Raw genomic sequence first — 22,118 nt, 5'->3', positions numbered from 1 at the left:
GAATAAACTCTAACCTCAAGAGGAGTTGGCGGCAGTAGGTGCCGATGATTCGGTAAATTGCGCGAAAAACCGCATGATGGCAGTTAACGCGGCGGCACGCTGGCTGTCCCGTTCAAACAGGATCTCATGGCGTGCACCTGTAATGACCAACGGCGCTCCGCCCCAAGGGGCGTTGCCGGCGGCGGTGAGTGCCTGACAAAAACGCAGATGTGAAGCATTGTCCACCACCCGATCCTCGGCGGCCTGGAGCAGAAGCAACGGAACCGTAATCTGTGAGGCGTTGGCAATGGCCAACTCGGCGGCGGCGAGGCTCTCGGCGACCCAATGATAGGTCGGCCCGCCCACCTGGAGCTGGGGATAATCAGAATAGTAGCGTAAAAAACGACGGTAGCGCACGCGACTGTGCGTCAACTCATTGACCATAAACGGCAACGGGCGCCAGTAGCCAGTGCCTAACGCGTAACGGGTGCGTCGTATCTCACGGCGGCCAGCCCAGGCCAAGATGGGGCGTGCCAGCCAACGCGGCAACGGCAAGCGAATACCGGTCATTGGGGCGCAGAGGGCGGCGGCGGTCAGCCCACGCGGACGACGCGCCAGAAACAGCGCACTGATCGCCCCCCCCATCGAATGGGCCAACAGGAAGCGCTGGCGATAAGGATGAGCCAGTAGCTCTCGTTGCCACAACTGTTGAAGATCGTCCACGTAGTCGGTGAAACGCTCGACGTGACCACGATGACGATCGGCCAAGAGGCGTCCAGAGGTGCCCTGCCCGCGATGGTCGATGATCACCACATCGTAGCCACTGAGAAACAGATCGTAGGCCAGCTCCGGATACTTCATATAGCTCTCTATCCGGCCCGGCACCACCAGGATGGCGCGAGTATGCTGCGCCGCGCGCAACACCACATAGCGGATCGGCACGCCATCGACGCCGATAAACTCCGCCTCCTGACGCCGTTGCCAAAAATCCAGCAATGGGCCGGTGGAAAAGGCGGCAAAGCCACGCTCACGCGTCAGCCAGCCGTGACTTATGGAGGAGATCGAGGTCATTGTCATCTATCGCACAAGAGGAAGGGCCAGCCACTACGCCATGCCATCGGAGAGCTATTGTGGCATAAAAAATGGACCGCGGGGAGCATCGGCCTATGCCGTACATTGCGGCACCCTCATTAGCTACGGCCAACGATCCGCCGCGCGACATCGAATAAATTCACTTGCGCATCGCGGTACATTTTGTAAGTTTGAGCATTATCACACCGTTGCGCGTCACGTCGGCACGCGACGGCCGCCCTAACCCACTCACCTTCCAAGGCAGGACTGCATATGAAAAACGTTGGTTTTATCGGCTGGCGCGGCATGGTTGGCTCGGTGCTTATGCAACGCATGAGCGAAGAGCGCGACTTCGACGCCATCCGCCCGCTCTTTTTCTCCACTTCGCAGCATGGCCAACCCGCACCGACTATCGCTGGCCATCGCGGCACATTGCAGGATGCCAGCGATATCGATGCCCTCAAGGCGATGGATATCATTATTACCTGCCAGGGCGGTGACTATACCAACGCGATCTATCCGCAACTGCGCGCCGCCGGTTGGCAAGGGTATTGGATCGATGCCGCCTCGGCACTGCGCATGCAACAGGACGCCATCATCATCCTCGATCCGGTTAACCGGGCGGTGATCGATCGTGGGCTAGAGCGCGGCGTGAAGACCTTCGTGGGCGGTAACTGTACCGTCAGCCTGATGCTGATGTCCCTCGGCGGCCTGTTCGCCGCCGATCTGGTGGAGTGGGTCTCCGTCGCCACCTATCAGGCGGCCTCCGGCGGCGGTGCCCGCCATATGCGTGAACTGTTAACTCAGATGGGGATGCTGCATGGCCGTGTCGCACCGGCTCTGGAAGATCCGGCGAGCGCTATCCTGGACATCGAGCGTCACGTCACCGAGATGATGCGTAGCGGCACCTTGCCGACGGATAACTTCGGCGTACCGCTCGCCGGCAGCCTGATCCCGTGGATCGACAAGGCGCTGGATAACGGCCAGAGCCGTGAAGAGTGGAAAGGCCAGGCGGAGACCAACAAGATCCTGGCCACATCGCAAGCGATCCCCATCGATGGCCTGTGTGTACGCGTCGGCGCCCTGCGTTGTCATAGCCAAGCCTTCACCATCAAATTGAAACAGGACATCGCCCTGCCCGAGGTGGAGCAACTACTGGCCCGCCACAACGAGTGGGTCAAAGTGGTTCCCAACGACCGCGAACTCACCATGCGGGAGCTAACCCCTGCCGCCGTCACTGGCACCCTCGCCACCCCCGTCGGCCGCCTGCGCAAGTTGAACATGGGACCGCAATATCTCTCCGCCTTTACCGTCGGCGACCAACTGCTGTGGGGGGCCGCCGAGCCACTGCGCCGTATGCTGCGCCTGCTACTCTAGTCCCGCGGATCTTCGGCCAGCGTGCGCGGCAGCGCCGCTGGCTTATCCGATGCCGTGACCCAGGGGACGCACACCACCACCTGCGTCGAGCGCTCGGGCTCGCAGCGGACCTGCACGCCGAACTGCTCACCGTAACGCGCCTTGATACGCCGATCGACCAGATTCATTCCTAAGCCATCACCGCCCGGCTGCGGGTGGTACAGGCCAGCGTTATCCTCCACACTGATGCAGACCCGCTCCTCCTCACGCCAGCAGTGTAGCCGAACCCGCCCCACGCCGAACAGCTGAGCGGTGCCATGCTTAATGGCATTCTCGACGATCGGTTGCAGGGAGAACGCCGGCAGCCGGGTCGCCAGCAGTGCCTCATCGACACTCACCGCCACCGTCAGATTCTCGGCGAAACGCGCCTTCTCGATCGCCAGATAGGCATCCACATGCTCCAACTCATCCGCCAACGTCACCTCATCACCATTGCGCTTCAAATTCTTACGAAAGAAGGTCGACAGCGACAGCACCAGGCGGCGCGCATGATCCGGGTCGCGACGGATCACCGCCGATAAGGTATTTAAGGCATTGAACAGGAAATGGGGATTTACTTGGGCATGCAGCAGTTTAATCTGGGATTGGGCCAGCAGTTGCTTCTGCTGTTCATACTTGCCCGCCAAGATCTGCGCCGACAGCAGATAGCCGATCCCCTCGCCGAGGGTGCGATTGATGCTGGAAAACAGGTTATTCTTCGCCTCGTATAGCTTAATGGTGCCCATCACGCGATTATCCTCACCGCGTAATGGGATCACCAGTGACGACCCTAGCTTACAGTGCGGTGTGATCGAACACTGATAAGGCACCTCATTACCATCGGCATACACCACCTGATTGTGTTCGATGGCGCGTAGGGTATGGTGCGAGGTGATCGGCGAGCCCACCAGATGATGATCATCCCCGATGCCGATAAAAGCCAGCAGATGCTGGCGATCGGTCAGCGCCACCGCCCCGACGCCTAACTCCTCATACAGGATGCGCGCCACCTTCATGCTATTCTGACGATCGAAACCCCGGCGCAATATTCCGTCGGCCCGCGCGGCGATCTGCAACGCCTTGGCGGAGAAGGCGGAAGAGTACTTGTCGACGATCGCCCGTCGATCCAACAGGATGCGCATAAACATCGCCGCGCCGATGCTGTTGGTGATCATCATCGGTAAGGCGATATGCTCTACCAACTCCTCGGCCTCCCAGAAGGGACGCGCGATCAGGAGGATGATCCCCATCTGGAGTAACTCTGCCAGTAAGGCTATCGCCCCGACTACCCACGGAGTAAACAGCAGATCAAGGCGATGATGACGCAGCATTTGCCGATGCAAGAGGCCGCCCACCAATCCCTCCACCACCGTCGAGATCATGCAGGCGAGCGCCGTCATCCCCCCCATCGAATAGCGATGTAGCCCGCCGGTCAGTCCCACGAGAAAGCCGACGCTCGGCCCACCCAGCACCCCACCGAGCACCGCACCGATCGCCCGCGTGTTGGCGATCGAGTCATCGATATGCAGGCCGAAGTAGGTGCCCATGATGCAAAACATCGAGAAAGTGAGGTAGCACACCAGCTTATGCGGCAGACGGATCGTCACCTGCATCAATGGAATGAATAGCGGGGTTTTACTGAGCAGATAGGCGATCACCAAATAGACGCACATCTGCTGCAACAGCGAAAGGATTAGATCCACCTGGCTGACGGCCATAGAGATACTCTTTCCGACCACAGAGAGTGCCATTGTAGCCGCCAGTGCAGGCGCATCGCTGCGCGCTGGTAGACAAAACGACGACCCGAGGCCGTAAAAAAAAAGCCAGCACCCGAGCTGGCTAAAAATATGGAAGCAATGTGAGCAATGTCGTGCCTTCCTGGCGAGGCCTGAGCCACACGTGGAAAACGCATTAATGATAATCATTATCAATTGGTTTTGTAAAGTACTTTTGTAAAAAAGTACGAGGCACAGAAATATTATTATCTATTGATATAAAAGGGATTTAATTTTTCGAGTCGTCAGGATGGAACATAAGCATACCTTTGTTAACGATTGGTTTAAGTGTGTACGGTTTACACACTCCCGGCACAGAACTATAGTTAGCGCACTTTTTATCGCGGGAGATAGCGTCAATTGGACAGTCAGAGTCATCAGGAAAACACGCACTTATCCTTGGCAAGCTGACCATCTTCCCGATGTGCTGCTTGCCGAACCCAGGCGGGCAGCAACACTTCATCTCGAACTGCTGCATACCCTAATGTAATCATCTGCCTTGTGTGTACCGACACGCCGGGTGAAATGCGGACAGTTATCATGTTGTTCTATACCCAAGCCCTATTTCCTCCAGGCGCATAAGCGCCGATGCGGGGAGGCGTAATGCCACCCTCGCACTGAGACGCCGTGCATGACGCAGGCTTTGTCACGCCTGGCGTTTCCCTCTTCTGCTTCAGCTATCCACACCTTTCGCCGGGCGGCAAAGGTGCGCTTAAAAATCAGCCCAGAGTACAGCTCTATGACTCAAATGATCGACCAAAACAGCGCGATCCAGAAAGGACGCCGGGAAAAAACGAAGAAAAACTACGCCATCGCCGATGAGGCTCGCGTCAGCCTCGATGCCACGCTGGCCACGCTCTCCGCCAGTACCCAGGGATTAGAGGCGGCGGATGCCGTGGAGCGGTTACAACTGCATGGCCCCAACCAGGTCGCCCATGAGAAGGCGCCACCGGCGCTGGTTCAGTTCGTCATGGCCTTCAACAATCCCTTTATCTACGTATTGATGGCCCTGGCCGTGATCAGCTTCGTCACCGATTACTGGTTACCGCTGCGCCACGGCGAACCGACCGACCTGACCGGTGTGATCATCATCATCGTGATGGTCTCCCTCAGCGGCCTGCTGCGTTTCTGGCAAGAGTTCCGCACCAACAAGGCTGCCGAGGCGCTCAAGTCGATGGTACGCACCACCGCCACCGTGTTACGACGCGCCCACCCGTTCGCCCAGGGCGAATGCCATGAGATCCCGATGCAGCAACTGGTGCCGGGCGATATCATCCTGCTCTCCGCCGGCGATATGATCCCGGCCGACGTCAAACTGATCGAGTCACGCGATCTGTTTATCAGTCAGGCCGTACTAACCGGTGAAGCCTTACCGATCGAGAAATACGACGTCACCGCCAATGTGCGGGAGAAGTCCAGCGAGGCCTGTACCGGTGAGGGCAGCCTATTAGAGCTGGCGAATATCTGCCTGATGGGTACCAACGTCTCCAGCGGCACCGCCAAGGCGGTGGTGGTCGCCACTGGGAACCGCACCTATTTCGGCTCCTTGGCTAAATCCATCGTCGGCACCCGCTCCCAGACCGCCTTCGATCGCGGCGTCAACAGTGTCAGCTGGCTACTGATCCGCTTTATGCTGGTGATGGTACCCATCGTGCTGTTGATCAATGGCTTCACGAAGGGGGACTGGACCGACGCCGCCCTGTTCGCCCTGGCCGTCGCCGTTGGCCTGACCCCGGAGATGCTGCCGATGATCGTCAGCTCTAACCTGGCGAAGGGAGCCATCACCATGTCGCGCCGCAAGGTGGTGGTTAAACGGCTCAACGCCATCCAGAACTTTGGCGCCATGGATGTGCTGTGTACCGACAAGACCGGGACGCTGACGCAAGATCGCATCATCCTGGAACACTATCTGGATACCCAGGGCCAAGCGAATCCGCGTGTCTTGCAACTGGCCTGGCTGAATAGCTACCACCAGAGTGGCATGAAGAACCTGATGGATAAGGCGGTGATCCGCTGTGGACAGGGTAATCCGGCCATCGATGCGATGTCGGGCTACAGCAAGATCGACGAGCTGCCGTTCGACTTCAGCCGGCGCCGCCTCTCCATCGTGGTCAGCGACGAGCAGCGCAACCATACCCTGATTTGCAAAGGGGCCGTCGAGGAGATGATCGCCATCGCCAGCCATATCGAAGAGCGGGGCCAGATCCTGCCGCTGGATGAGGCACGCCGCCACGCGCTGCAAACCCTGGCCGAGGCGTATAACCGTCAAGGCTTCCGTGTCCTGATGCTCGGTACGCGCGATCTCGGTCACGATGGCTGCGCCTTCCCACTCAGCATCGCCGACGAGCGGGATCTGATCCTGTGCGGCCTGTTAACCTTCCTCGATCCGCCGAAAGAGTCCGCCGCCGCCGCGATCGACGCTCTGCGCGAAAATGGTGTTATGGTTAAGGTCTTGACCGGCGATAACCCGACCGTGACCGGCAAGATCTGCCAAGAGGTGGGATTGGAGCCGGGTGAGGTTCTGCTCGGCAGCGATATCGAGCGACTGGATGATCAACAGTTGGCACATGAGGCCGAACGACGCACCGTCTTTGCCAAGCTGAGTCCGTTGCAGAAGTCTCGTGTGCTCAAGGCATTACAGAATAATGGCCACACCGTCGGCTTCCTCGGTGATGGCATCAACGATGCGCCGGCGCTGCGCGATGCCGATGTCGGTATCTCCGTCGATACCGGTACCGATATCGCCAAAGAGTCGGCGGATATCATCCTGCTAGAGAAGGATCTGATGGTATTGGAACAGGGGGTGATCACCGGACGTGAGACCTTCGGTAACATCATCAAATACCTGAACATGACCGCCAGCTCTAACTTCGGCAACGTGTTCTCTGTCCTGGTGGCCAGCGCCTTTATTCCGTTCCTGCCGATGCTGGCCATCCAGCTCTTGCTGCAAAATCTGCTGTATGATCTGTCACAGATGAGCCTACCCTGGGATCGCATGGACAAGGAGTTTCTGCGCAAACCGCGCAAGTGGGATGCCAAAAACATCGGCCGCTTTATGCTGTGGATCGGCCCGACCTCCTCCCTGTTCGACATCGCCACCTATGCCCTGATGTGGTACGTCTTCTCCGCCAACAGCATCGCCCATGAGTCGCTGTTCCAGTCCGGCTGGTTCATCGAGGGGTTACTGTCGCAGACCCTGGTGGTGCATATGCTGCGCACCCAGAAGATCCCCTTCATCCAGAGTTGTGCCGCACTGCCAGTGATGCTGACCACCGGTGTCATCATGGCGTTAGGGATCTACATCCCCTTCTCGCCCCTGGGGCACTTTATCGGCCTGCAACCGCTGCCGTTGAGCTACTTCCCGTGGTTGGTCGCCATCCTGTTGAGCTATTGCGTTCTGACGCAGCTGATGAAGCGTTTCTATATTCACCGCTTCGGTCAGTGGTTCTAATCCTACCGATGCGCCGCTTCGCGGCGCATCGGCCACATTGGTGCGAAAAGCGGCGTAACTCGCCGAATAAACAAAGAAATACCATTACAATGCCAATCATGATATAAAAAATTTTTACTGTCATAATGCTTATAACTTTATGAAATACTAAGAGTAGTCTTAAGTTCATACCTCCTTTTGTCATCGGCAAATCAAAAAAACGTCATATTTTCCTTTTCCCCGGCCAGTCTTCTCGCCGATAATGCGCCGCGTTCATGTCCACAAACTGGCGTAACGCATATGCTACATCTCTTTGCAGGGCTAGATTTCCATACTGGCCTAATGTTAGTCCTCGCACTGCTGTTTGTGCTGTTCTACGAAGCCATCAATGGCTTCCATGATACGGCCAACGCGGTCGCCACCGTCATTTACACCCGTGCACTGCGCTCGCAGATCGCCGTGGTAATGTCCGGTATTTTTAACTTCCTCGGCGTCATGTTGGGCGGTCTGAGCGTGGCCTATGCCATCGTTCACCTGCTGCCGACCGATCTGTTGCTGAACGTCGGCTCTTCCCATGGTTTGGCGATGATGTTCTCCCTGCTGTTGGCGGCGATCATCTGGAACCTGGGCACCTGGTACTTCGGCCTACCGGCCTCCAGCTCGCACACCCTGATCGGTGCCATCATCGGTATCGCGCTCACGAACGCGCTGATGACGCACACCTCGGTGGTCGATGCCCTCAATATCCCTAAGATGATTGAGATCTTCCTGTCATTGATCATCTCGCCGATCGTCGGCCTGCTGCTGGCGGGTCTCATGGTATGGTGTTTGCGTCGTTACTGGAGCGGCACCAAGAAGCGTCGCCGCATCCATATGACGCCGGCCGAGCGCGAGAAGATCGACGGCAAACGCAAGCCACCGTTCTGGACGCGTATCGCCCTGATCGTCTCTGCCATTGGTGTCAGCTTCTCCCACGGCGCCAACGACGGCCAGAAAGGGATCGGTCTGCTGATGCTGGTGTTGATCGGCGTCGCCCCGGCGGGCTTCGTGATGAACATGGATGCCACCGGATATGACATCGCCCGTACACGCGATGCCATCACCCATCTGGATCAGTATTATCGCCAACATCAGGCTGACCTGAGCCATGTCATCAACACCGAGCCGGAGATCCCGGCGAGTGAAGAGGGACAGGGCAGCAAGATCTTCCATTGCAACCCGGCACGGGCGCAAGTCGCCATCGCCAGTGCGCAAGGTATGCTGGCCGATCTGCAAAACTATGATCAACTGACCGTCGATCAACGCAGCCATATGCGTCGCCTACTGATGTGCGTGGCCGATACGGCCGGTAAGGTCGCCAAACTGCCGGAAACCAGCGATAGCAACAAACGCTTCCTGGGCGACCTGCGTAAAGATCTGCTGGCGACCGTCGAATATGCTCCGATGTGGATCATCGTCGCCGTCGCACTGGCCCTGTCGCTGGGCACCATGGTCGGCTGGCGTCGCGTTGCGACGACCATCGGTGAGAAGATCGGTAAGAAGGGGATGACCTATGCACAAGGGGTGTCGGCTCAGATGACCGCCGCCATCTCCATCGGTGTCGCCAGCTATACCGGGATGCCGGTTTCCACCACTCACGTGCTCTCCTCGGCCGTGACCGGCACCATGCTGGTCGATGGCGGCGGCGTGCAGGGTAAGACGGTGAAAAACATCCTGCTGGCCTGGGTATTAACCCTGCCGATGGCGATCGTCATTTCCAGTCTGTTGTACTGGCTGGCGTTAACCTTCGTCGTCTAAACGCCCGCTAATGAAGACTAAGCCCGTCATTGACGGGCTTTTTTTTACCTCAGGCGCATCGGCGCGCACCTGGTACGACGCGATACCTACAACGACAGGATCACGCCCAGCGCCCCCTCTTACCACACGCCATGTAACAAGATCACCCCGATGCATAACGGAGCCGCATAGCGCCAGGTAAAACGCAACGCCCGGCGCCACAGCGGCGACAGAGTCGACGGCAACAACCCTTCCAGTCGAGATGACCAACCGAACAGCAGGCAGATGACGATGGCGAACAGCGGCATCATCAGGTTAGAGGTCAGAAAATCCAACCAGTCGAACAGCGAGCGCCCCGCCCAGGTGTAATCCGCCAGTGGGCCAAACGACAGTGTAACCGGGATGCCTGCCAGCATGATGCTGGCGCTGACCAACAGAGTGGCATTACGGCGCGACCATCCCCAGCGGCCACAGGCGAAGGCCACGATATGCTCCAGTAAGGAGATAGAGGAAGAGAGTGCCGCCAGCAACAGCAAGATAAAAAATGCCGACGCCCACAGTGAGGCAAAAGGCAGATGACTAAAGAAGACCGGCATGGTCATAAAGGTCAGCCCCGGTCCTGCGCTCGGATCCAGACCGGCGGCACTCAGCGCCGGAAAGATCATCAAACCGGCCAGCACACAGACCAGACAAGAGAGCGCCACCACCCACAGGCTGGATCGCGCCACGCCATCACTACTCGGCAAGTAGGCACCATACGTGGTATGGATCCCCAGGCCGACGGACAGGGAAAAGAAGGCTAAGCCCAACGCATCCAAGACGCTTTTTCCGCTCAGATGGCTAAAGTCGGGCCACAGAAACAGGCGTAAGCCGGCGGTGGCCCCCGGCAAGGTCAACGCGATGACGATCAACGCTACCATGATCAACAGCAACAGCGGCATCATCACCTTCACCGCCTTCTCCACCCCGCGCTGTACCCCGCCCAATACCACATAGGCGGTCAGTGCGGCGAACAACAGGTGGGTCACGACTGGCCAATAGGGATGACTAATATAGTGACTGAACAGCGCCTGAAATCCCTGTGCATGGTCGCTCTGCAAGCGCCCGGCCCCCGCCATCAACGCATAGCCGACTGTCCAGCCGCCGACCACACTATAAAAACTGTAGATGCACCAACTGGTCACGATACCGAGCAAGCCGACCCACCCCCAATGACGCCCGCACAACTGGCGGAATGCCTGCACCACGCTCTGACGGCTATGGCTGCCCAGCAGGGTCTCGGCCATAAAGACCGCCAATCCCAGGGTAAAGCTAAACAGAAGGAACAACAGCAGGAAGGCACCGCCGCCATTGGTCGCCGTCACATAGGGGAATTTCCAGATGGCACCGATCCCGATCGCCGATCCGGCGGCGGCCAGGATGTGGCCCACTCGCGACGACCACTGGGGAACGCGGCTCACCGCCGGTGAGCTGTCTAACACTTGACTCATAACATCACTCCGCTGGATGGGGAATCGCCGGAGTACGTCTTGAGGTTTACCTACAACAAGGCCGCCATCCGGCGGCCCTGAGAAAATAGATGGTGTAAGCAGGCCGCCCTAGGTGCTAAGGAGAAGAAGTAGGTTTAGCAGGCGACGCTGTACTGACATAGTCATTGATATCCGTAATGGAAGATTCCCTTTTACCCTATAACAATCCGCTCGGTTAGGCAACGCGCGTATTTCGTCAGTGCCAGATGGCTAACCCAATCAAGGCGAGGGTAACCAATCCGCACAGGGCGCTGGTCAAGATAAATTGGCGGCGTAACCGCTCACAACGGCGAATGAACTCATCGTCATGGTGATCGTTGTAACGACGCTCATAGATATAGCGCACCAGGCGTAACTGCTTACTCGGTTGACCATGACTGGTAAAGAAACCACTGCCATCGACATATTGATAGAGCAAGGGATCGCAACCGCGCAAGACTATCAATAGGGAGCGCAGAGAGGAGTAATAACGTAGCATGTTGACTACGCACACAATAAACAACGCCCAGAATAGTGCGACGGTATTAATCATGATTTCCCCCTCCTGGCATCCTCACGGCATAACGCTGCCGAGGACGCGATACTGAACTCGACAATGTCGGCGTAGCGTGCCGCCGACCCATGGTGTTGTCATCAAGAGACGGTATTCCCTGCCCGAGGGAGTACAATTATTAGTGTAGGAAATCTGGCGGCGACGCGTGCGAAGATCACAAAAATTATTTCTTTCAGCCCTGGCGAGCGCGGATCCACTACGCTATAGGTTAAAGATTTCATTATATATTCGGCGAAGTCGCCGTCAAAATGCCGTCCGAGGCGGCATTATCTTGGGGGTAAATCAACTTTTGCACGCAATCGGGAAACAGTGCTTGATTTACCCTGCGGTGATCCTTATAAAAAATGAGTTAATCATATTACTAGGCTATGTCCCGCAAGGGTGTATGTGCATCGAAGGCGCCATTGCGGGACACAGCCTAACACTTTCCGGTCACGGTCTTCTCTGGGTGAGCAACGCGACCACGACCCTGTGAGCCGTATGACATATCTCACGATCCGGACAGTGCTATTATACAGGTATCGCCAGCACGCCCGCCGTGGCAGACGAAACCTGTGATACCCGTTAACCGGCTTTAGGAAGGAGCGCTCTTATGGCTTATAAACACATTCTGGTTGCTGTAGACCTTTCCCCGGAAAGTAACATACTGGTCGAAAAAGCCGTGTCCATGGCACGCCCCTACGACGCGAAGGTTTCGTTGATCCACGTAGACGTCAACTACTCCGATCTTTATACCGGTCTAATCGACGTCAACTTGGGGGATATGCAGAAGCGTATTTCCGATGAGACGCATCACGCCTTAACCGAGTTATCTCAACATGCCGGTTATCCGATCACCGAGACCCTGAGCGGCAGCGGTGACCTCGGTCAGGTCTTGGTCGACGCCATCAAGAAGTATGATATGGACCTGGTGCTGTGTGGCCATCATCAAGATTTCTGGAGTAAGCTGATGTCCTCCGCACGTCAGCTGATCAATACCGTGCATATCGACATGTTGATCGTGCCGCTAAAAGACGAAGAAGACGATTAATTTGCACTAATATCCCCGGTTCTTCCCCCCGCCACGGCGCTCACGCCGTGGCGTTTTTGTTTCTTTCCCGCCAACTTTTAGCAAAAGAGTGAACAAGCGCTCAATTAACCGACAATCAAAATAATAATCTAGTAATCACGGTTAAATACCACATTTAATACAGTAGATTTGTTTATAAAATAGAATTCTATTTCATCAAGATGTACCTATGCATCACGCAATCACTTTTACCAACATAACAATAATCTGAGGCCAACCACAATGAACACCACCACGCCGGGCTTGCTCCAGCAGCCAAAGCCATTTTTCATGATATTTTTCATAGAATTATGGGAACGTTTCGGTTATTACGGCGTACAAGGAATTCTGGCCGTCTTCTTCGTAAAACAGCTAGGATTCTCCCAAGAACAAGCCTTTATCACCTTCGGTGCCTTCGCTGCCTTGGTCTACGGCCTGATCTCTATCGGCGGTTACGTCGGTGACCATCTGCTCGGGACGAAACGCACCATGGTGCTTGGCGCTATCGTGCTGGCCCTGGGCTACTTTATGACCGGGATGTCGCTGCTCAAACCGCAGATGATCTTCGTCGCCCTCGGCACCATCGCCGTCGGCAACGGACTATTTAAGGCCAATCCCGCCAGCCTGCTCTCCAAATGCTATCCGCCGAAAGATCCGCGCCTCGATGGGGCGTTCACGCTGTTCTACATGTCGATCAACATCGGCTCGTTGATTTCGCTCTCCCTGGCACCGATCATCGCCGAACGCTTCGGCTACGCCGTGACCTATAATCTGTGCGGCGCAGGGTTGATCGTCGCCTTGTTGGTCTACTTTGCCTGCCGCGGCATGGTGCGTAGCCTCGGCTCCGAGCCAGACCATCTGCCTCTGAACTACGGCAAGCTGTTGCTCGTTCTGGCCGGCTCTGTGGTCATGATTGCTATCTGCGCCTGGCTGATGCATAACGTCGGCGTAGCGAACATCGTGTTGATCGCCGTCTCCGTGGTCGTGATCTACTTTTTCTTCCGCGAGGCCTTCAAGCAAGATACCCAGGGACGTAACCGTATGTTCGTCGCCTTTATCCTGATGCTCGAAGCCGTACTGTTCTACATCCTCTACGCACAAATGCCGACCTCGCTCAACTTCTTCGCCATCAACAACGTGCGTCATGAGATCCTCGGCTTCGCGATTAACCCGGTCAGCTTCCAGGCCCTCAACCCCTTCTGGGTGGTGGTCGCCAGCCCCGTATTGGCCTCGATCTATACTCACCTCGGTAGTCGTGGACGCGATCTGAGTATGCCGACCAAGTTTACCCTGGGGATGCTGCTGTGCTCGCTGGGCTTCCTGACCGCCGCCGCTGCGGGTCTATGGTTCGCCGACGCCCAAGGATTGACCTCACCGTGGTTTGTGGTCTTGGTTTACCTGTTTCAGAGCCTGGGTGAGTTGATGATCAGCGCCCTGGGTCTGGCAATGGTCGCCGCCCTCGTTCCCCAGTACCTGATGGGCTTCATCCTCGGTATGTGGTTCCTGACTCAAGCCGCCGCCTTCCTGCTCGGCGGCTATGTCGCCACCTTTACCGCCGTACCAGACGGTATCACCGATCCGTTACAGACACTGCCCATCTACACCAGCGTATTCGGTAAGATCGGCATCGCGACGCTGATCATCGCGCTGGTAATGGCGGCCCTGGTTCCTTGGCTCAAACGCATGATGAATACGCAAAGCGACGGCCAAAACGCCTGATTATCCTCTGTATAACAAGGCCCTGCTAGCACAGGGCTTTGTTCTTCTCCCCTCGCCAGCAAACTCCTTGCATCGCTAATCTATGGCGATGCTATAGTGCCAATCAGCCTATTTTTTAAGCACAAACGCTGCTATCCGGCTACCCACGTGCCCTCCGCCCCTCACCAGGAGTTTCCTATGACATCGATCGATTCCGTCGAGCACTTTATGCAGCACGTCCTATTGCGCGACCCACACCAGCCAGAGTTTGCCCAGGCCGTACGCGAAGTCATGACCACCCTATGGCCCTTTCTACAACAGCATCCCCACTATCGCCAGGCCGCCCTGCTGGAACGCCTGATCGAGCCTGAAAGGGTGATCCAGTTTCGTGTCAGTTGGGTCGACGATCGCAACCAGGTGCAAGTGAACCGAGCCTGGCGCGTACAGTTCAACTCCGCCATCGGCCCCTACAAAGGGGGAATGCGTTTCCATCCCTCTGTCAACTTGTCGATCCTGAAGTTCCTCGGCTTCGAGCAGACGCTGAAAAACGCCCTCACCACCCTACCGATGGGGGGCGGCAAGGGGGGCAGCGACTTTAACCCCAAAGGGAAAAGCGATGGCGAAATCATGCGTTTCTGCCAGGCACTGATCGGCGAACTATACCGTCATCTCGGCCCCGATACGGATGTCCCCGCCGGTGATATCGGCGTCGGAAGCCGCGAAGTCGGCTATATGGCGGGGATGATGAAGAAGCTCGCCAACCATACCGCCTGTGTGTTTACCGGTAAGGGGCTGGCCTTCGGCGGCAGCCTGATGCGCCCACAGGCGACGGGCTATGGTCTGGTTTACTTTACCGACGCCATGCTACAACGCCATGGCTTGGGGATGGAGGGGATGCGTGTCGCCGTCTCGGGTTCGGGTAACGTGGCTCAGTACGCCATAGAGAAGGCGATGGCGCTAGGCGCTAGCGTTATCACCGCCTCCGACTCCAACGGTAGCGTGGTGGATGAGGCGGGGTTTACGGCGGAGAAGCTGGCCCAACTCTGCGCCATCAAGGCCTCGCCGGACGGGCGCATCGCCGACTATGCGCGTACCCTCGGCCTAACCTACCTCGAAGGGCAGCAGCCCTGGCATGTACCGGTCGACATTGCCCTGCCATGCGCCACCCAGAATGAACTGGACAGCGAAGCCGCCCGGATGCTGATCGCCAATGGGGTACGTGCCGTGGCCGAAGGCGCCAACATGCCGACCACCATCGAAGCGACGGATCTCTTCTTGCAGGCCGGCGTGTTGTTCGCCCCCGGCAAGGCAGCCAATGCCGGCGGCGTTGCCACCTCGGGGTTGGAGATGGCGCAGAATGCCGCACGCCTGTCATGGAAGGCCGATGAAGTCGACCAGCGACTGCATCAGATCATGCTGGACATTCACCAGGCCTGCGTCGACTACAGCGGTGAGCCGACGGGCCCGACCCACTACGTTCGTGGTGCCAACATCGCCGGTTTCGTCAAGGTTGCCGACGCAATGTTAGCCCAAGGGGTTCTGTAATCCGTTTCTCGCGCCCTACGGGGCGCGCCTACAGTGGCAAAGAGAGGCGGAAACAGGCTCCCGGCTGTCCCGTCACCAAGGCGATATCGCCATCATGTAGCGCCAGCATCCGTTTCACGATCAAGAGTCCCAAGCCACCACTCTCGTGGCGTCGTTCTGCGGATGATAACGGCCGCTGGAATAGGGCCTCTCGCAATGCATCGGGCACGCCGGGGCCACTGTCGCATAACTCCACCCACAAGCGTCCCTGCGCCTGCCATAGACGGACCACGATGCGCCCCTCTGGCGGCGTATGGCGCAAGGCGTTATCCAGCAGGTTGGTCAATACCCGCTCCATCATATGGATATCCGCCGTGATCGGAGGCAATCCCGCCACCACATCGGTACTCAGCGTCAAGCCACGCGTCTCGGCGGCCAACTCAAACTTTTGGAACACATCCTGCACCAACTCGGCGAAGGAGAAAGGCTCGCACTGTGGCTTAACCGCACCGTACTCTAGCCGCGCCAGCTCGAACAGCTGCTGAGCCAGGCGCCCCACCTTCTGACTCTGCGTTAAGGCGGTAGCCAGATAGCGCCGCCGATCCGCCTCGCCGAGACTCTCCTGCTTCAGGCTCAGGGTCTCCAGATAGCCGTGTAGCGAGGTCAGCGGTGTGCGCAAGTCGTGTGACACGGTGGTGATAAACTCACGCCGCTGACGATCCTGATCGGCCAGACGCCGCCACTGCTCGGTGATGCGCCGCGCCATACGGCCAAACGCCCGCTGCAGACGCGCCACCTCATCCTCGCCCTGCACCCGCTGCAACGCCGCCAACGTCTCCGGACTCAAGGTCTCCAACCCTTCACGCTCCAGACGATCCACTTGGTGCGTCAAGGCATGTACCGGTCGCGTCACCCAACGGTACGCCAGCAGCCAAGCCAGCAATCCACACCCCAGGATCAGGGCGATCGACCACCCCGCCATGCGCCAGGCCGAGCCGAGGCGGGCATCATCGCTCAAGCGGTTATACTCCTCCCCCAGCAACACCACATACAGATAGCCGCGGGTATGGCCATTCAGGGTCAACGGCGTGACGCTAAACACCTTCTTAGCATCACGACTACGTGGATCATCGCCATATAGTGGTAAGGCCTGACCGGCCAAGAAGGCTTCGATCGGCGCCAGGCCGACACGATGACGCACGATGCGTCCCGCGGGAGCCGCATCGCCGATGATCTGCCCCTGGCTATCCAGCAGATAGACCTCCACGCTAGGATTCACCGCCATCAGCTGGTCGAATAGTCGTTTCACCGAGGCTCGATTCAGGCCATCGGCCTGCAACAGCGGATTATGCTGGGCGATATGGCTGGCCAGATCGGCGGAAAGACGCTGGATCACCTGATGGCTATAGGCGGCGTTACTACGCAGCTGTAACCAGCCCGTCAAGGTACTACAGACCAGCAGCAGCAGGGCAAACACCAGGGCAAGACGCTGCGAGAGACTGAGGTATCTCATGCGGGAACTCCACCATCACCGAACTTATAGCCTGCGCCCCATACCGTCAGGATCCAGACCGGCTCGGCGGGATCGTCTTCGATCTTGGTGCGCAGCCGATTGATATGGGTATTGACGGTATGTTCGTAGCCATCATGTTGATAACCCCAGACTTTATCCAGCAATTGGAGACGTGAAAATACCTGCCCCGGATGGCGAGCGAAGAAATAGAGTAGATCAAACTCGCGCGGCGTCAGCTCGATCGCCCGCTCCGCCACCCAAGCCTGACGCGCGATCGGGTCGAGGGTCAGGGCGCCGTGAGTCAAGCGCCCCGCCTCTAGCATCAGATTACGTCCCATCGCCTCTTGGCGCCGAAACAGCGCCTTGACCCGAGCAACCAGTTCGACCATGGAGAAGGGTTTCGCCAGGTAGTCGTCCGCTCCCAACTCTAGCCCCAAGACGCGATGCGGTTCGCTGGAGCGAGCGCTGATGATGATAATCGGGGTATAACGTGTCATCGCGCGGACCCGGCGGCAAATGTCTAAGCCATCCACCCCCGGCAGCATCAGATCCAGGATCAATGCGTCCCAACCGCCCTGTTCGATCAACGCCATGCCTCGATCCCCCTCGGCGGCATGAGTGACATGGTAGCCCGCATCGCTCAGATGCAGCGTTAGTAGTTCGGCGATCAGTGTGTCATCCTCGACCACCAGGATCCGTTTTTCCGTCATCGTCTCTCCTCCACGCGCCTAGATTTATTCAGTCTACCCGGCCTCTACCCTCCGAGTTATCACATTTTGTTTATAAAGTCGGCAAACTGACATTAACTTTCAGTCGGACTACCACAATGCGCTCAATTACCGCATTGACATCGCCGGCGAGGAGTGAACGACCTCGATCAGCAGTGAAATAATTTTCATAGAATTAAATTGCCTTATCGTTTCATCTCACAAATATAAACATTGGTCATTATCCCCCACGAAAATGCATACTTTTCCCATACCAATGCCTAAGGAAATGATAATGAAATGTTAATAGCCGTGTGAGTTTCAAGGAAAAAATAACACGATAAAAGTAATAAAATTACCTAGGAAATTAAATGAGACCATTTTTTTACCTTGTTTTATCCATAAATTAACATGTATGGGCATAGATCACATTTCCCCCGCCACGGGCAGCCAGTCGTCGCCATTCTTCATTACCCTTTTCGCATGAATTTTCCCAGGCTCTTACAACAACAAAGGTTCAGCCATGAAATTCAAACTCGCCTTGCTCACGACCGCTTTGGCCTCTGCGTGCCTGTTTTCCTCCCCCTCGTTTGCCGCAGAAAAGGCCGATAAGCATGACATTGCCGTGGTAGCCAAAGTCACTGGCATCCCCTGGTTCAACCGTATGGAGACCGGAGTAAACCAGGCGGCGCAACAGTTGAATGTCAATGCCTACCAAACCGGTCCGGCGACGCCGGATCCGGCGCAACAAGTGAAAGTCATAGAGGATCTGATCGCCAAGAATGTCGACGCCATCATCGTGGTACCCAACGACGCTAAGGTGTTGGAGCCGGTACTGAAGAAGGCGCGCGATAAGGGGATTGTGGTGCTGACGCATGAGTCACCCGATCAACAAATCGGCCAATGGGACATCGAAACTATCGATAGCCAGAAGTACGCCGAAGCCAACGTCGATCAGCTGGCCAAGGCGATGGGGGGCAAAGGGGGTTATGCCATCTACGTCGGCTCCCTAACGGTGCCGCTGCACAACGCCTGGGCCGATTACGCCGTGAAATACCAGAAAGAGAAGTACCCGGAGATGTTTGAGGTTACCTCGCGTCTACCGGTGGCCGAGAGCATCGATAAATCCTATGCCACCACCCTGGATCTGATGAAGACCTATCCTCAATTGAAAGGGATCATCGGCTTCGGGTCACTCGGCCCTATCGGCGCCGGCCAAGCCGTCGCCAAGAAACGCGCCAAGGATAAAGTCGCCGTCGTCGGCATCGCGATGCCTTCCCAGGCTGCACCTTATCTGATACGCGGCGATATCAAGCAAGTCTTGCTGTGGGATCCGAAGGACGCCGGCTATGCGCTGGTAACCGTGGCCGACCGCCTGTTGCAAGGGCAAGAGGTCACGCCGGACCTGAGCATTGATGGACTGGGCAAGGCGGATGTGGACATGAAAGATCACGTTATCCGCTTCAATAAAATATTGGCAGTGACCAAAGATAACGCCCAGTCGCTCGGTTTCTGATCTCGGCCAACGCCGTCATCACCAGGGAAACCATCCCGCCAGCCGACACGACTGGCACTCAGGTAACGTCTCTCCATCGTCATACCGTGACGCCCCGACTCGGGGCGTCCGGCGGAGTATTGCCCATGAACAGCAGCGCATTCATCACGCTTGAAAACATCAGTAAGCAGTTTCCCGGCGTGCTGGCACTGGACCGGGTCAGCCTCACGCTGAACAAAGGCGAGGTACACTGCCTGGCCGGCCAGAACGGCTGTGGCAAAAGCACCATCATTAAGGTGATCTCCGGCGTCTATCAGCCGGAAAAAGGGGCGCGTCTCCTGATCGACGGCAAGCTCTTCCACCAGCTCACGCCTTCGCTCTCCGCCCATTACGGGATCCAGGTCATCTACCAGGATCTCTCTCTCTTTCCTAACTTCAGCGTGGCGGAAAACATCGCCATTCATCGCTACCAGCCCGGTGGCGATCTGTGGGTTCGCAGAGGCGCCATGCGACAGCAGGCGCTGGCGGCCATGCAACGCATCGGAGTCACCCTCGACCCCGATAAAAAGGTTGAAAAGCTGTCGATCGCCGATCGACAGTTGGTTGCCATCTGTCGCGCCATCGCCGCCGATGCACGTCTGGTGATTATGGATGAACCGACGGCCTCCCTCACCCGTCAGGAGGTCAACGGCCTACTGCGTGTGGTCAACGAACTCAAGGCCGCCGGGATCTGTGTGGTGTTCGTCAGCCATCGCCTGGATGAGGTGATGGAGGTCGCCGATCGCATCAGCGTGATGCGCGACGGTAAGCTGGTCGGCACCTGGCCCGCCAGCGAGTTAGATAGCCACGAGCTGGCCTTCCTGATGACCGGCCAACGCTTCCACTACACACCTCTGCCGCCCTATAGCGCTGCGACGACGGTCCCGCGTCTGGCGCTGCGCAACCTTACCCGGCATGGCAAGTACCATGATATCAGTCTAGCGCTGCATCCCGGCGAGATCGTCTCCATCGTCGGCCTACTCGGCGCCGGGCGTACCGAGCTATGCCTAAGCCTATTCGGCATGACCCGCCCGGACAGCGGCGAGATAGCTATCGATGGCCAGGCCGTGACCCTCAACGGCAACCGTGACGCCATCCGCCACGGTATCGGTTATGTCTCGGAGGATCGTCTGACTCAGGGGCTCATCATGGATCAGTCGATCTACGACAACACCATCGTCACTGTTTTCGACCAGCTACACACCCGTGCCGGCCTGCTCGATCACCGACGGGCCGACGCATTGGTTCAGCGCCTGATCCGCGAGCTGAACATCAAGGTCGCCGACAGTGCCCTCGCGGTGAAAACACTCTCGGGCGGTAATGCCCAGCGTATCGCCATCGCCAAGTGGGTCGCAACCCAGCCCCGCATCCTGATCCTCGACTCTCCCACCGTCGGCGTCGATATCGCCAACAAGGAGGGGATCTACCAGATCGCACGCGATCTGGCACAACAGGGCATGGCGGTGTTGATGATCTGCGACGAGATCCCGGAAGCCTACTACAACAGCCACCGCATCCTGGTGATGCGCCGGGGAGAACTGGTGGCCGAATTCTTACCGCAACGCTGCAGCGAACAAGACATCGCCGAGGTGGTCAATGCATAACTCCTTCCTTTCTCGTCTCGCGGGACGGCACGAAGCCTACCTCGGACTCTTGGTGGTCGCCCTGGCGCTGGGGCTGACACTGACGACCGACGAGTTCTTTTCACTGGGTAACCTGACCGATGTCGCCACCAGTTACGCCATCCTTGGCATCTTGGCCTGCGGCCTGTTCGTGGTGCTGATCGCCGGAGGGATCGATATCTCCTTCCCGGCGATGACCGCCATCGCCCAGTACGTCATGGCCAGTTGGATCATCACCCACGGCGGCAGCTTCCCGCTGGCCTTCGCCTTGGCGATCGCCGTCGGCCTGTTGCTCGGGCTGTGCAACGGCTTCCTGGTCTACTGGTTACGGGTACCGGCAATCATCATCACCATCGCCACCCTCAACCTCTACTATGGGCTGCTGGTCTACCTGACCAAAGGCACCTGGCTGTACGGTTTCCCCGACTGGTTTATGGAGGGGGTGAACTACTTCTCATTCACCGCGAGCGATGGCTACGACTATGGTTTGACGCTCCCCCTGCTCTGCCTCGGTGGCACCATCGCGCTGACGGCACTACTGATGAACTATACCCGTCTGGGACGGCAGATCTATGCCATGGGCGGCAACCGTGATGCCGCCTCTCGACTGGGGATGAATCTGTTACGCCTGCACTTCTACGTCTATGGTTACATGGGCATCCTGGCCGGCGTGGCGGCGGTAGTACAGGCGCAGATCACTCAATCGGTGGCCCCCAACTCCCTACTCGGTTTCGAGCTAACGGTGCTGGCGGCGGTGGTACTCGGCGGCACCAGCATGTCCGGCGGACGCGGCACCCTCACCGGCACGCTGCTGGGGGTGATCCTGCTGGCCTTCCTGCAAAACGGGTTGACGCTGCTCGGCGTCTCCTCCTACTGGCATACGGTGCTCAGTGGGGTGATCATCCTGATCAGCATCAGCAGTACCGCCTGGAATGAAAAACGCAAACTGGCTAAGGAGCTATAA

General features: G+C 57.6%; 15 protein-coding genes. 9 read left to right on the top strand and 6 right to left on the bottom strand.

Going from position 1 to position 22,118, the window contains the following annotated elements; genetic code table 11:
* Positions 1-15: 15 nt before the first annotated feature.
* Positions 16-1,050 carry a lysophospholipase L2 gene (gene pldB / locus DCL27_RS00920; RefSeq protein WP_035596644.1) on the bottom strand — a complete coding sequence of 345 codons (1,035 nt, stop codon included), beginning with the start codon at positions 1,048-1,050 and terminating at the stop codon, positions 16-18.
* 273 nt (positions 1,051-1,323) lie between these two features.
* On the opposite strand from pldB, the gene asd reads away from it, so the two are divergent.
* Positions 1,324-2,427 carry an aspartate-semialdehyde dehydrogenase gene (gene asd, locus DCL27_RS00915; protein ID WP_005290677.1) on the top strand — a complete coding sequence of 368 codons (1,104 nt, stop codon included), beginning with the start codon at positions 1,324-1,326 and terminating at the stop codon, positions 2,425-2,427.
* Here asd and DCL27_RS00910 read toward each other — a convergent pair.
* Positions 2,424-4,163: a sensor histidine kinase gene (locus DCL27_RS00910; RefSeq protein ID WP_228594462.1), complete on the bottom strand. Its 1,740-nt coding sequence runs from the start codon at positions 4,161-4,163 to the stop codon at positions 2,424-2,426. The genes asd and DCL27_RS00910 overlap by 4 nt on opposite strands.
* 796 nt (positions 4,164-4,959) lie before the next feature.
* Between DCL27_RS00910 and mgtA the strand changes: the two genes are divergently transcribed.
* The gene (gene mgtA / locus DCL27_RS00905; protein ID WP_035596650.1) at positions 4,960-7,671 is read left to right on the top strand and encodes a magnesium-translocating P-type ATPase; all 2,712 of its coding nucleotides are present in this window, start codon (positions 4,960-4,962) and stop codon (positions 7,669-7,671) included.
* Positions 7,672-7,950: 279 nt separating this feature from the next.
* Complete coding sequence (gene pitA / locus DCL27_RS00900; RefSeq protein ID WP_005290690.1) at positions 7,951-9,447, top strand: inorganic phosphate transporter PitA; 1,497 nt, start codon at positions 7,951-7,953, stop codon at positions 9,445-9,447.
* A gap of 119 nt (positions 9,448-9,566) precedes the next feature.
* On the opposite strand, the gene DCL27_RS00895 is transcribed toward pitA, so the two are convergent.
* Together DCL27_RS00895 and uspB are read right to left on the bottom strand one after the other, a co-directional pair.
* Complete coding sequence (locus tag DCL27_RS00895) at positions 9,567-10,916, bottom strand: sodium-dependent transporter (protein WP_005290694.1); 1,350 nt, start codon at positions 10,914-10,916, stop codon at positions 9,567-9,569.
* A 235-nt stretch (positions 10,917-11,151) separates the two neighbouring features.
* Positions 11,152-11,487 (bottom strand): universal stress protein UspB, encoded by a 336-nt coding sequence (gene uspB, locus DCL27_RS00890; RefSeq protein WP_005290697.1) that lies wholly within the window; start codon positions 11,485-11,487, stop codon positions 11,152-11,154.
* 613 nt (positions 11,488-12,100) lie between these two features.
* Here uspB and uspA point away from each other — a divergent pair.
* The 3 genes from uspA (at position 12,101) to gdhA (ending at position 15,799) form a co-directional block, all read left to right on the top strand.
* Complete coding sequence (uspA, locus tag DCL27_RS00885; RefSeq protein WP_005290708.1) at positions 12,101-12,538, top strand: universal stress protein UspA; 438 nt, start codon at positions 12,101-12,103, stop codon at positions 12,536-12,538.
* 261 nt (positions 12,539-12,799) lie between these two features.
* The gene (gene dtpB, locus DCL27_RS00880; protein WP_005290712.1) at positions 12,800-14,275 is read left to right on the top strand and encodes a dipeptide/tripeptide permease DtpB; all 1,476 of its coding nucleotides are present in this window, start codon (positions 12,800-12,802) and stop codon (positions 14,273-14,275) included.
* A 177-nt stretch (positions 14,276-14,452) separates the two neighbouring features.
* Entirely contained in the window at positions 14,453-15,799 is a 1,347-nt protein-coding gene (gdhA, locus tag DCL27_RS00875) for an NADP-specific glutamate dehydrogenase (protein WP_005290714.1), read from the top strand.
* Positions 15,800-15,827: 28 nt separating this feature from the next.
* Here the strand turns inward: gdhA and DCL27_RS00870 are convergent, their stop codons facing one another.
* Entirely contained in the window at positions 15,828-17,291 is a 1,464-nt protein-coding gene (locus DCL27_RS00870) for a sensor histidine kinase (protein WP_035599748.1), read from the bottom strand.
* Complete coding sequence (locus DCL27_RS00865; protein ID WP_005290722.1) at positions 17,288-18,001, bottom strand: response regulator transcription factor; 714 nt, start codon at positions 17,999-18,001, stop codon at positions 17,288-17,290. Before DCL27_RS00865 ends, DCL27_RS00870 begins: the two co-directional genes overlap by 4 nt.
* Positions 18,002-18,521: 520 nt before the next feature.
* Between DCL27_RS00865 and DCL27_RS00860 the strand changes: the two genes are divergently transcribed.
* From DCL27_RS00860 to DCL27_RS00850, 3 genes are all read left to right on the top strand, one after another.
* Positions 18,522-19,514, top strand: a complete 993-nt coding sequence (locus DCL27_RS00860) for an autoinducer 2 ABC transporter substrate-binding protein (RefSeq protein WP_005295524.1) — start codon at positions 18,522-18,524, stop codon at positions 19,512-19,514.
* Positions 19,515-19,639: 125 nt separating this feature from the next.
* Entirely contained in the window at positions 19,640-21,136 is a 1,497-nt protein-coding gene (locus tag DCL27_RS00855; RefSeq protein ID WP_035599750.1) for a sugar ABC transporter ATP-binding protein, read from the top strand.
* Positions 21,129-22,118 carry an ABC transporter permease gene (locus DCL27_RS00850; RefSeq protein ID WP_005290733.1) on the top strand — a complete coding sequence of 330 codons (990 nt, stop codon included), beginning with the start codon at positions 21,129-21,131 and terminating at the stop codon, positions 22,116-22,118. The genes DCL27_RS00855 and DCL27_RS00850 overlap by 8 nt, the downstream gene beginning before the upstream one ends.

This window comes from Edwardsiella tarda ATCC 15947 = NBRC 105688, from assembly GCF_003113495.2.
GTDB classification, from domain to species: Bacteria; Pseudomonadota; Gammaproteobacteria; order Enterobacterales; family Enterobacteriaceae; genus Edwardsiella; species Edwardsiella tarda.
This window is presented reverse-complemented; position numbering and strand designations above follow the sequence as displayed.